Source organism: Halomonas sp. 1513 (assembly GCA_001971685.1).
Lineage (GTDB): Bacteria > Pseudomonadota > Gammaproteobacteria > Pseudomonadales > Halomonadaceae > Franzmannia.
In genome coordinates this window covers 3,928,548-3,941,013 of record CP019326.1, presented here as the reverse complement: position 1 = coordinate 3,941,013, position 12,466 = coordinate 3,928,548, and the positions used below count along the sequence as shown (strand labels likewise).

Genomic DNA, 12,466 nt, shown 5'->3' with positions numbered 1-12,466 from the left:
TCACTCCCAGTTCAAGATGACCTTGCTGGCGTCTCCCGAGAGCATGGCGTCGAAGCCCTGCTGGAACTCGGTATAGGGCAGCCGATGGGTGATCACCGGCGAGATGTCGAGCCCCGATTCGATCATCACCGACATCTTGTACCAGGTCTCGTACATCTCGCGTCCGTAGATGCCCTTGAGGGTCAGCATGTTGAAGATCACGGTGTTCCAGTCGATGGCGATCTCCTCGGTGGGAATGCCCAGCATCGAGACCTTGCCGCCGTGGCACATGTTGGCCAGCATGTCGCGAAAGGCCGCCGGGCTGCCGGACATCTCGAGGCCGACGTCGAAGCCCTCGGCGAGGCCGATGTCGCGCTGCACCTCGGCTAGGCTCTCGTGGCGCACGTCGACCGTGCGGGTGGCGCCTAGGCGCTTGGCCAGCGCCAGGCGCGCGGGATTGAGGTCGGTGACCACCACGTGGCGGGCGCCGGCATGGCGGCACACCGCGGCGGCCATGGCACCGATCGGCCCGGCGCCGGTGATCAGCACGTCCTCGCCCAGCAGGTCGAACTGCAGCGCGGTGTGCACGGCGTTGCCCAGCGGGTCGAAGATCGCCGCCACATCCAGGTCGATGTCCGGCTTGTGCTCCCAGACGTTGGACATCGGCAGCACCAGGTACTCGGCAAAGGCGCCCGGGCGGTTGACCCCTACGCCGCTGGTGTGGGCGCACAGGTGGCGGCGCCCGGCCAGGCAGTTGCGGCAGCGCCCGCACACCACGTGGCCCTCACCGGAGACGATCTGCCCGGGCCGGAAGTCGTTGACGTTGGAGCCCACCTCGACGATCTCGCCGACGAACTCATGGCCCACCACCATTGGCGTGGGGATGGTCTTCTGCGCCCAGCTGTCCCACTTGTAGATGTGCACGTCGGTGCCGCAGATGGCGGTGCGCTTGACCTTGATCAGCACGTCGTTGATGCCGACCTCGGGTAGCGGCACCTCGTCGAGCCACAGGCCCGGTGCGGCGTCCTTCTTGACCAGTGCTTTCATGGCGTATCCCTATCGTTGTCGTTGGGCTCTGGAAGGTATTGGCCTGTGGGGCAGAGCGCTAGTGGTGTTCATCAACTCTACTACTGCGCAGCGACTCCCGCATGCGTGCCGCTGATTGATCCATGATCACGCACAAAAAAGCCCACCGCGAGGGTGGGCTCGATGCCTGGCGAGTGGCTTGGGCCGATCAGCCCTTGCTGGCGCGCTTGCGCTCGTTTTCCTTGAGGTGCTTCTTGCGCAGGCGGATATGGTTGGGGGTGATCTCGACCAGTTCGTCGGAGTCGAGGAACTCGATGGCCTGCTCCAGCGAGAACTTCACCGGCGGCGTCAGCACGATGTTCTCGTCGTTGCCGGTGGAGCGCATGTTGTCGAGCTTCTTGCCCTTGGTGGGGTTGACCACCATGTCGCTGGCGCGGTTGTTGATGCCGATCAGCATGCCCTCGTAGACCTCGGTGGCATGGTCGATGATCAGCTTGCCGCGCTCCTGCAGGGCGTAGAGGGCATAGGCCAGGGCCTTGCCGTCGACCATGGAGACCAGCACGCCGTTGCGCCGCTCGATGGAGGCGTCGGGCTTGAGCGGGCCGTAGTGGTCGAAGCGGCTGGTGAGGATGCCGGTGCCCGAGGTCAGGGTCAGGAACTGGCCGCGGAAGCCGATCAGGCCGCGCGCCGGGATCATGAAGTCGAGGCGCACACGGCCCTTTCCGTCGGGGTTCATGTTGGTCAGCTCGCCCTTGCGGTAGCCGAGCTCTTCCATGATCGCGCCCTGGTGCTGCTCCTCGCAGTCGATGATGACCTCTTCATAGGGCTCCTGCTTGACGCCGTCGACCTCGCGGATGATCACCTCGGGGCGGCCCACGGCCAGCTCGAAGCCTTCACGACGCATGGTCTCGATCAGCACCGAGAGGTGCAGCTCGCCGCGGCCGGAGACCTTGAACTTCTCCGGCGTCTCGCCGGGCTCGACGCGCAGCGCCACGTTGTGGATCAGCTCCTGGTCGAGACGCTCCTTGATATTGCGGCTGGTGACGTACTTGCCGTCGCGGCCGGCCATCGGCGAGTCGTTGACCTGGAAGGTCATCGACACGGTGGGCTCGTCCACCGACAGCGGCGGCAGCGCCTCGACGTTGGCCGGGTCGCACAGGGTATCGGAGATCGACAGGCTATCGATGCCGGTGATGCAGACGATATCGCCGGCATCGGCCTGCTCGGTCTGCACGCGTTCGAGGCCCATGTGGGTCATCACCTGGCCGATCTTGCCCTTGCGGATGCTGCCGTCGGTGCCGATCACGCTGATTTGCTGGTTCGGGCGAACGCTGCCGCGCTTGATGCGACCCAGGCCAATGACGCCGACGTAGCTGTTGTAGTCGAGCGCCGAGATCTGCATCTGGAACGGTCCGTCGAGCTCGACCTTGGGCGGTTCGACGATATCGACGATGGACTGCAGCATCGGCGTCATGTCGTCGGCCAGCTCGTCCGGATCGGGGCCGGCGATGCCGTTGAGCGCCGAGCAGTAGATGATCGGGAAATCGAGCTGCTCATCGGAGGCGCCGAGGTTGTCGAACAGGTCGAAGATCTGGTCGATGACCCAGTCGGGGCGCGCGCCGGGGCGGTCGATCTTGTTGACCACCACGATCGGCTTGAGGCCCTGGGCGAAGGCCTTCTGGGTCACGAAGCGGGTCTGCGGCATGGGGCCGTCGACGGCGTCGACCAGCAGCAGCACCGAGTCGACCATCGACATCACGCGCTCGACTTCGCCGCCGAAGTCGGCGTGTCCCGGGGTGTCGACGATGTTGATGTGGTAGTCGTGCCAGCGAATCGCGGTGTTCTTGGCCAGGATGGTGATGCCGCGTTCCTTTTCCTGGTCGCTGGAGTCCATGATGCGCTCCTGCCCCTCGGCCTTGCGGTCCAGGGTGCCGGACTGGCTGAGGAGCTTGTCGACCAGGGTGGTCTTGCCATGGTCGACGTGGGCGATGATGGCAATATTCCTGATTTTCTCGATGTGAGAACCAGTTACGTCTGTGCTCATAGGGTTGTAGCTCGTCTTTATGTACGCACCTATGTACACGGTCTTGTTACGTACCCTAGGCGCGGGGTAGGGAAGGTTGGTGGCGCATTGTACAGACTCGGCGCGCGGGGTAATAGCACTATGGCGCGGGGCCGGCCCTGAGCGCCGCCAATTAACGGATGACGCCTAGAAGCGCCAGGTGGCGCCCAGCAAGGGACCGCTCATCTCGATATCCAGCCGGGCGCCGTTATCCTCGTAGCGAACCTCCAGGTGGCGATAGCCGGCGGAGAGATATAGCGCATCGTTCAGCCGGTAGTTGAGGCTGCCCACCGCTTGCCAGGTCGCGTCGGAGCCGACGCCGAAGCCGCCGACGTCGGCATACACAATCGCCGACCAGTCGGGGGTGAAGTCGCGGCGCAGCCTGGCCGCCAGCAGCGGGTCGATCCAGCGCTCGGACTCGGTGGCGCTCAGGCCGAGTGCCGGCACGTCTACCGAGGCCCGGGCTCGCCACAGCCGCGCACCGGCGAGCAGGTCGAGGGAGAGGTCCGGCGCTTGCACGACCTGATAGCCGGCCGCCGCCGTCATCGATGTCTGCCGCACCCGACCCTCGATGCTCACGCCCGGCGCCAGGCTGGCGCTGGTGCTCAAGGAGGCGTGAGAGATATCACCGAACAGCACCAGGCGATCGCGTCGCGCGGTGGCGTGCAGGAAGAACGCCGCGTCCAGCTCATCGAGGATGTCGCTAAAGGATTGCCGGGTGCTGAGCGTCGGCGCGCTGGAGGTGGGGCGGATGTCGCCGGCCAGGCTGGGCATCCACACGTAGGGCGTCACCTGACCGCGCCAGGTGTCCGCCGCGGCGGTGGCTGAAACGGTGCCCGTGAGCAGCACGGCAACCAGCAGACGAGTCTTCATAGGGAGTCCTTGTAGATGCGCCCATCCTTCATGATCAGGCGTAGGTTGCGCTCGGGATCATCGAGGAAGTCGAGGCTCGCGTTGGGGTCGCCGTCGACCACCAGCAGGTCTGCCATGGCACCCGGTACGAGACGCCCCAGCTGCCCTGGATAGGGGTTGCGGGGCCCCGATAGCGCCAGCAGTTCGGCATTGTTGCCGGTGGCCATGGCCAGCACGTCGAGGGGCGCGTAGAAGCGGGTCAGCTTGGCCAGCTGCCGACCCTGGCTGGGGGTGTTCTGGGGGTTGAACAGGATGTCGGTGCCCCAGGCGGTCTTGATCCCGAAGCGCTGGGCCATGTCATAGGCGCGCAGCGTTCCCTCGGCGACCTGACGCTGGCTCTCGCGGCGTGCGGCATCGGGGTAGACGTTGGCGTCCTCGTCCTGCAGGAAGGGCTGCAGACTCCACCAGGTGCCTTCGTCGGCCATCATCCGCACGCTGTCCTCGTCTGCCAGTTGGCCATGCTCGATGCACTTCACTCCCGCCGCAATGGCCCGCTGGATGCCGCGCGGCGTGTAGACATGCACCGTGACGTAGGTCCCCCAGTCCTCGGCTGCCTCTACCGCGGCGCGCAGTTCACGCTCGGAGAACTGGGTGCTGTCGAGCGGATCGTAGCTCGAGGCAACGCCGCCGCCGGCCATCAGCTTGATCTGCGAGGCACCCAGCATCAGCTGCTCGCGGGTGCGGCGCAGCACTTCCGCTTCGCCGTCGGCGATGGCGCTCACGCCCATCAGCTCGCCGGGGCTCAGTGGCGTGGTCGTGCCCCGCGGTATCTCGTGGCGCATGCGAAAATCGCCGTGGCCGGAGGTCTGCGAGATCATGGCGCCGGCAGGAAAGATGCGCGGGCCGTGGACGATGCCCTCGTCGATGGCGCGCTTCAAGGCGAACGACGGCCCGCCCACGTCGCGCACGCTGGTGAAGCCGCGCAGCAGCGTGCGCTCCGCCTCCTGAGCGGCCACCAGATGCACGTAGCCCGGGTCGGCGGTCATGGCCGCGGTCTGGGTGATGGCCGCCAGGGTGGCATGCCAGTGGGCATCGATCAGCCCCGGCATCACCACCCGCCCGCCGCAGTCGATAAGCTCCACCTCGGCGGTTTCCGCCTGAGCGGGCAGGATCTCCTGAATGCGCCCCGCGTCGACCCTTATCGAGACATCATCACGCAGCGGCGCACCGCTGCCATCGAACAGCCGCAGGTTGGTCAGCACGAAAGACTGGCCGTTACCTCGCGGCTGGGCGCCAATCACGCTAGGCGTCCGCAGTCCCGCAAACAGCGCCATGACGGCGGCGCTGCCGCCGATGAACTGGCGCCGGGTAAGATCGGCCATGATGCGCTCATGAAAGCGTTGCAGCAGCGGCGATCCGCACTGGCAGGCGCCGGCGGCATGGCCGCCGTGGGAGGTGCATAGAGAGGGCTGTGTGGATACCGGCATCAAGGATTCCTCCACGTGAAACTCCTACTATAGAAGAGTCGCTGGAGGCCGTGCGTAAATGTCCGGTTGGGCTGGCGGTGGCAGGCGAGTGCTCAGGGGGGAACGCAAGCGCCCGCCACCGAAGGTGACGGGCGCCAAGCGAGTGGACTGGGTTCAGCCCTCGTCGTCTTCGCCGGGAACGCCGCCGAGCTCTTCGAGCAGCGCCCTGTAGCCGGTGACCTGGTCGCTGAGGGTCTGGGTGACCTCATCCTCATCCATGTAGACCACCGGCATCAGGATGCGCTCTTCGGTGATCTCGATGAAGCGCTCGTCCTGGGTGGCGGCCTCGAGGGCCTCGGCGAGACGCTCGACGTGGCTGTCCGGGGTGTTCTGCGGCACCATCACCACGCGGATCTCGGCGGGGTTGATGTCGTAGCCGGCTTCCTGGATCGACGGTGCGTCGGGGAAGGCCACCAGGCGGTCTTCGGCGAGGCTAAGCAGCACCGGCATCTCGCCGGAGTCGGCGTAGCCGGAGTGGGTGCCGCCGCTGTAGGCGAAGTCGACGTCGCCGGAGAGGATCAGCGGGGCCATACCGGCGCCGCCGGAGGTCGGCACGATGCGCAGATCGAGGCCTTCCTGCTGGGCGATGTACTCGATGATCATGCGGTCCAGCGCGGTCTGGGTCGCGTAGCTGGTGCCCGGGTTCTCCTTGGCGTACTCGATCAGGCCTTCCCAGGTGTCGCCGAAGGGACGGTCTTCGCCGGTGACCATGGCCGACTGGCCGAGGGTCACGCCGGCCACGTAGCGGAAGTCGTCGAGCTGGTAGTTGGTCTCGGTGGACAGCGGGCCATAGGTAATGGTCATCGAGGTGCCGAAGACGAAGGTGTAGCCCTCATCGTCGCTGACGGTCAGGCGCGACAGCGCCACGCCGCCGCCAGCACCGGGCTGGTTGACCACGTTGACCGGCTGGCCGAGCTCTTCCTCGAGCACGTTGGCCAGTACGCGGGCCTGGATGTCGGTGCTGCCGCCGGCACCGAAGCCCACTACCAGGGTCAGCGGCTTGCTCGGGAAGTCGTCGGCCTGGGCCTGGCCGGCGACGCCGACGGCCATGGTCGTGGCCAGGATGGCGGTGCTGAGTAGCTTCATCTGCATGAGGATTCCTCGTTCATTCTTCAGGTTGTTGTGATGACGAATTCGCCTGGGGCGACAGGGTGATGCCGGGCTCAAGACGCTGCCCGGCGAGCGGCATTACGCCGATAACTCGACCAGCCGAGGTGCAGCACCATCAGCGCGGTGATGACCACGAAGACCAGCGCGATGGGCCGCTGGAGCAGTATCGAGATCTCGCCACCCGAGAGGATGATCGACTGGCGCAGGTTCATCTCGAGCATGGGCGTGACAATGAAGGCGACCAGGAAGGTGACGAAGGAGTAGTCGAACTTCTTCAGGAAGTAGCCGAAGATCGCGAAGCCGAACACCACGATCAGCCCGAAGGTGCCGTAGCCCTGGACCTGAATGCCGGCCAGGCACAGGAAGATCACCACCGGGATGACGATATTGGGCGGCACGCTGGTGACCTTGGCGAAGATGCGCAGGCCGTACCAGCCCACCGCCAGCATCAGCAGGCTGGCGACGATCATCCCGGAGAAGATGGTGAACAGCATCTCCGGATGGTCGCGCAGCATCAGCGGGCCGACCTGGATGCCGTGGATCATGAAGGCGCCGACCAGCAGCGCCGCCGACACGCTGCCGGGGATACCCAGGCCGAACAGCGGGATATAGCTGGCGGGAATCACCGCGTTGTCGGCGGCCTCGGCGGCGGCGATGCCGTTGGGGTTGCCCTTGCCGAAGCTGTCCGGGTCCTTGGCCGAGCGCTTGGCGAAGCCGTAGGCCATGAAGGCGCCCACCGAGGGGCCAAGGCCGGGCAGGGCGCCAACGAAGGCGCCGATGCCGGTGCTCTTCAAGATGGTCGGCAGGGTGCCCTTGAACTCACGGTAGCTGAGGTCGTCGTCGGCGTTCTTGCTCAGCCGAATGACGTCGGCATCCTTGTTGCGGCGATACTCGTCGAGCTGCACGAACATCTCCGAGAGCGCCAGGGTGCCGATCACCAGTGGCAGGATCGGCACGCCCTCCATCAGCTCGGCGTAGCCGAAGGTCAGGCGCATGGCGCCGGTTTCCGGGTCGAGACCCACGGTTCCCAGGATCACCCCCATGCCGCCGGCGGCCAGCCCCTTGAGGAACGAGCCGCCGGCCATGCCGGCGATGAACACCAGGGCAAAGATCAGGATCGCCGCCAGCTCATACGGGCCGAACTTGAGCGCCACGGCGGCGAACGGGATGGCCACGGCGATCAGCAGCAGGGTGGCCAGCAGGTCGCCGACCACCGAGGCCAGCAGGCCGACCTTCAGCGCCTTGCGCGGCTTGCCGCTGCGCGCCAGCGGATAGCCGTCGAGGCAGGTGGCCGCCGAGGAGGGCTCGCCGGGTGTGTTGAGCAGGATCGCCGAGACCGCGCTGCCCGCCGCGGTGCCCTTGGAGAGGCCGATCAGGAAGGCGATGGCGGCATAGGCCGACATGTAGAAGGTCAGCGGTATGGCGATGGCGATGGCCACCGAGCGGTTGAGGCCGGGAATCACCCCGACGATATAGCCGAGCAGTACGCCGCCGAGAATCACGCCGATGGAGTGCAGGGTGAAGGCGGCCCCGAACGAGGCCAGGATGGCGTCGAATCCAATCATCTCACACCACTCCAATTCGCATCAGATGGGCGGTCAGGACATACAGCCCCAGCGCGGGAACCACGGCCACCGGCAGCACCATGTACCAGCGGCGCTCGCCGAGAATCACCAGCAGGACACCGATCAGCAGCGGGGCGATCCAGGTCAGCGGGAAGCGGTCGATGAGGAAGATGAAGCCGAGCACGTAAAGAAAGGGCCACAGCAGGTGCAGGAGATGGCCTGCGCCGGGCAGGCGAATCGGGGACTCGGCGCTGCGCCATAGCTTGACGGCGCTGACCACGCTGAGCGCCGCGGCACAGAGCAGCATCAGCCAGGCCCCGAGGGTGGCCAGCAGCTGAGGGGGAAGACCGAAGGAGGCGCCGCTACCGCCATACTGGGGGATGATCCAGGTAATGAGCGTCAGTGCCAGGGCGCTGACGGCGAGCCCCGACCAGAAATCCATGCGTGTCATACGCTGCCACTATGGTTATTTAGTTGACATTGAAACAGCAACTTCTATTGATGCAGTGCGCGCCAGCACATGTAATTGCTGTTTTTGTTGGGTCGAGCACGCAAACTAACTACTCTATCGTTGAGAAACAAACCTCATGGTCGACGCGGCTTCAACGCTCGGCTGTCACGGCGCTGGTGGACCGACGTCAATTGGCTGCCAGCGGCTCAGCAGCCAGTCGTAGAGGCGCCCGGGGCTCTGCGCCACCGGCTGGCTGATGGGAATCCGGGGGATCGCCAGAGGGTCGAGCTGCGGGGCCAGCCAGCCGCCACAGCCGGCGAGTGCCTGGCGCACGCCGCAGCGACTGGCGAGTCGTCGCAGCCGTTTCGAGGGCTGTTCATCGGGGTAGGCAAAGGCCTCCAGCGGTGCCTGGCAGAGCCTGGCCAGGTCATCGCGGGAGCGGCGGATATGCCAGCAGATCCGCGCATCGCTGAGCGGCTCCAGCGACTCCGGCAGCACGCCGTGGGCGCCGAAACGGAACAGGCCGCTGTGTTCCAGGCGCCTGACGCTGAACGGATCCAGCCCGTGGGGTGGCTGGTCGAGATCGGGATAGAGCGCCTCGGCCACGGCGTTGACGCGCATGGGGTCGCAGCGGCGCAGCTCGGTGAGGTAGCCGAGCAGCGCTTCGCTGTAGGCGTGGTCGGGGTGTGCAGGCGGCAGCGGCGGCGGCGGCAGCCCGGCGTCGCACAGGGTGTCGTGGATCTGCTGGGCGTGCTGACGGCGCCATAGCCCCTCGCTGATGACCTCCCACCACACGCCGCGGGGGCGCCCAAGCAGGCCGGTGGTAACGAAGATGCTGGCCGGCAGGGCGTAATGCTCAAGCAGCGGCGCGGCGACCTCGGCGTTGTCACGCCAGCCGTCGTCGAAGGTCAGGGCGATGCAGGCGCGCGGGTCGTGGTGGGGCTTGAGGGCGGTGTCGAGGCAGACGATGCGCGATACCTCGACCAGCGACATCAGCAGATGCTTGAAGCTCTCCGGGCCGAGGCAGTAGGGCGCCCGGTGTGGCAGCCGGGCGGTGGCTTCATCGGGGAGCACTCGATGCAGCACCAGGATGGCGCGGCGTCCCTGCAGCGGCACGCGCAGGCTGCGGCGCCAGTGCCCGCGTAGGCGCTGGGCCATGTCCAGAGCGAGGTTCCAATGGGTCATGGTGAACCTCCTGCGCGTGGCCTATCACGTTATCTCAGTGTAATGCGCTTTGGCGTATTGCGCCGCGTGGGCATCCGCCACCTCTATAACAGCACGCTACAGCGGGAACTCCAGCACCCGCGCCTGGCAGGCGCGCAGCCGCGCCAGCAGGTCGCTGTGGGCATCCTCATCGAGGCTCGGGTCGAAGCCGCCAATGCGCTCGAACCAGTCGCGCCTGACGCACAGCGTGCCGGTTTCCGGTTCGCGCTGCCAGAGGCGCCTGAGCCCTTGGGACAGCGGCCGGCGCCGCGGCGTGAGCAGCACGGCGTCCCACTGGTGATGGGTCAGCAGGTGATCGGCCTTGTCCAGCCAGTCGGCGACCAGGCGCGCACAGGGGGTGGGAAAGATCAGGGTGCTACCCGGGGCTCGGCGCACCATCTCGTTGCTGCGGGCGCCGAACGATCCCAGGCGTATCGTCTCGCAACGTGCCCCGATGCGCCGAGTCAGCGTCTTAAGGCTGCCATTGTCAGCGTCGCAGACCACGCGGATATCGATCCTGTCGGGATAGCGCGCCACCGCATGGTTCAGGGTGGCCAGGCAGCGCGGCAGGCGCGAGGCCATCAGACGAGAATCGATAATGATGCAGTAGGCATCCATCACAGCGTGCCCTTAGCGCATTGCCCCGGCCTGGTGAGTGGCGGTTAGCGGTGGATCGGTCGCAGCATGTCTGCGCCGCGGCGCTGAGCATGTGGTTATGTAAGCGATGGTAGCCTTGGGTTTCAAAAGGTATCAATCATTTTGTCGGCTGATTTTCGTAGGGGTAGACGCCGAGCCGCGGCTGATGCTGGGCCATGGCACCATCACGTGGCATGGCGTGGCTTTTTTGCACTATCTGGATGCATCGAGGTTATTTTTGCACCAACATGGTTCGTATGGTGCTCGGTCGGGGATTCTTTCGCCGCTTTGCCAACTCATGGTGCATGTTGGTGTATGGGTAAAAATCCCAGAAAATTATGAGGTTGGGTTTTTTTTGCAGCATTTTGCGCCATTTTGGCACGCTGCCTGCATTCTCAGTGCAGAAGCATCACCCGAGTCGTCGTACATGGCGGCCGCCGTGGGCAAGCCGCCTCGGCCGTGCTACAAACGACGCTGGACCCGCAACGCCTATATTTCGAGCAACGCTCACTAGTGGAGGACACCATGTCTGAGAAGACTCTCGCCCTGATCGAAGAACATGACATCAAGTGGGTCGATCTGCGCTTCACCGATACCAAGGGTAAAGAGCAGCATGTCACCATTCCGGCACGCGACGTCGACGATGAGTTCTTCGAGAACGGTCAGATGTTCGACGGCTCGTCCATCTCCGGCTGGAAGGGTATCAACGAGTCGGACATGATCCTGCGTCCGGAAGATGGTACTGCCTTCCTCGACCCGTTCACCGAAGACGCCACCCTGGTGCTGCGCTGCGACATCATCGAGCCGGCCACCATGCAGGGCTACGATCGCGACCCGCGCTCCATCGCCAAGCGCGCCGAAGCCTACCTGCAGTCCTCTGGCCTGGGCGACACCGCTTTCTTCGGTCCGGAGCCCGAGTTCTTCATCTTCGACGAGGTGCACTGGAAGGCCGATATCGAAGGTGCCATGTACAAGATCACCTCGGAAGAGGGTGCTTGGGCCACCGACCGTCAGGTCGACGGCGGCAACCTGGCGCACCGTCCGCGCGTCAAGGGCGGCTATTTCCCGGTCCCGCCGGTGGATAGCTTCCACGACATCCGCAGTGCCATGTGCAACACCCTCGAAGCCATCGGCCAGAGCGTCGAAGTGCACCACCACGAGGTGGCCAACGCCGGCCAGAACGAGATCGGCGTCAAGTTCAACACTCTGGTGAAGAAGGCCGACGAAGTTCAGGAAATGAAGTACGTGATCCACAATGTGGCCCACGCCTACGGCAAGACCGCGACCTTCATGCCCAAGCCGCTGGTGGGTGACAACGGTTCCGGCATGCACGTCCACCAGTCGTTCTGGAAGGATGGTCAGAACCAGTTCGCCGGTGACGAGTACGCCGGGCTGTCCGAGATGGCGCTCTACTACATCGGTGGCATCATCAAGCACGCACGTGCCCTGAACGCCTTCACCAACGCTTCCACCAACTCCTACAAGCGTCTGGTGCCGGGCTTCGAAGCGCCGGTGATGCTGGCCTACAGCGCCCGCAACCGTTCCGCGTCGATCCGCATCCCGTACACCGCGAGCCCCAAGGGCAAGCGTGTCGAGGCGCGTTTCCCGGATCCGACCGCCAACCCGTACCTGGCCTTCTCCGCCATGCTGATGGCCGGTATCGACGGCATCAAGAACAAGATCCATCCTGGCGATGCCATGGACAAGAACTTGTATGACCTGCCGCCGGAAGAGGGCAAGTCGATTCCCACCGTCGCCGAGAGCCTCGATCAGGCCCTCGAGGCGCTGGACAAGGATCGTGCCTTCCTCACCGAGGGTGGCGTGTTCACCGACGAGATGATCGATGCCTACATCGAGCTCAAGGAAGAGGACGTGGAGCGCCTGCGCATGACCACGCATCCGGTCGAGTTCGACATGTACTACAGCTGCTGATCGGCCTGCCGCTGAGGCGGCACCGGCTAGCGTTGTCGCCCAAGAAAAGGGGTTCCGCCACGGCGGAACCCCTTTTTGCACTAGACTATCCAAACCACTACCAGGCCCGTTCGGGTCGCCATGC

At 65.2% G+C, this 12,466-nt stretch carries 10 protein-coding genes; 1 reads left to right on the top strand and 9 read right to left on the bottom strand.

The window, feature by feature from the left end:
* The 9 genes from BWR19_18040 to BWR19_18000 form a co-directional block, all read right to left on the bottom strand.
* Positions 1-1,026 carry an L-threonine 3-dehydrogenase gene (locus BWR19_18040; protein APX94668.1) on the bottom strand — a complete coding sequence of 342 codons (1,026 nt, stop codon included), beginning with the start codon at positions 1,024-1,026 and terminating at the stop codon, positions 1-3.
* A gap of 187 nt (positions 1,027-1,213) precedes the next feature.
* Positions 1,214-3,049 carry a GTP-binding protein TypA gene (locus BWR19_18035; GenBank protein ID APX94667.1) on the bottom strand — a complete coding sequence of 612 codons (1,836 nt, stop codon included), beginning with the start codon at positions 3,047-3,049 and terminating at the stop codon, positions 1,214-1,216.
* Positions 3,050-3,214: 165 nt separating this feature from the next.
* Positions 3,215-3,940, bottom strand: coding sequence for a hypothetical protein (locus tag BWR19_18030; GenBank protein ID APX94666.1), 726 nt, complete (start codon positions 3,938-3,940; stop codon positions 3,215-3,217).
* Positions 3,937-5,301, bottom strand: a complete 1,365-nt coding sequence (locus tag BWR19_18025) for a hydrolase (GenBank protein APX95096.1) — start codon at positions 5,299-5,301, stop codon at positions 3,937-3,939. Before BWR19_18025 ends, BWR19_18030 begins: the two co-directional genes overlap by 4 nt.
* A gap of 258 nt (positions 5,302-5,559) precedes the next feature.
* Positions 5,560-6,537: a recombinase RecA gene (locus tag BWR19_18020; GenBank protein APX94665.1), complete on the bottom strand. Its 978-nt coding sequence runs from the start codon at positions 6,535-6,537 to the stop codon at positions 5,560-5,562.
* 71 nt (positions 6,538-6,608) lie between these two features.
* On the bottom strand, positions 6,609-8,120 hold the full coding sequence (locus tag BWR19_18015; GenBank protein APX94664.1) for a Tricarboxylate transporter family protein: 1,512 nt from the start codon (positions 8,118-8,120) through the stop codon (positions 6,609-6,611).
* A gap of 1 nt (position 8,121) precedes the next feature.
* Positions 8,122-8,571 carry a hypothetical protein gene (locus BWR19_18010; GenBank protein APX94663.1) on the bottom strand — a complete coding sequence of 150 codons (450 nt, stop codon included), beginning with the start codon at positions 8,569-8,571 and terminating at the stop codon, positions 8,122-8,124.
* A gap of 165 nt (positions 8,572-8,736) precedes the next feature.
* On the bottom strand, positions 8,737-9,756 hold the full coding sequence (locus BWR19_18005; protein ID APX94662.1) for a polysaccharide deacetylase: 1,020 nt from the start codon (positions 9,754-9,756) through the stop codon (positions 8,737-8,739).
* A gap of 96 nt (positions 9,757-9,852) precedes the next feature.
* The gene (locus BWR19_18000; protein APX94661.1) at positions 9,853-10,392 is read right to left on the bottom strand and encodes a hypothetical protein; all 540 of its coding nucleotides are present in this window, start codon (positions 10,390-10,392) and stop codon (positions 9,853-9,855) included.
* Positions 10,393-10,935: 543 nt separating this feature from the next.
* Here BWR19_18000 and BWR19_17995 point away from each other — a divergent pair.
* Positions 10,936-12,342, top strand: coding sequence for a type I glutamate--ammonia ligase (locus tag BWR19_17995; GenBank protein ID APX94660.1), 1,407 nt, complete (start codon positions 10,936-10,938; stop codon positions 12,340-12,342).
* The last annotated feature ends 124 nt before the right edge of the window (positions 12,343-12,466 follow it).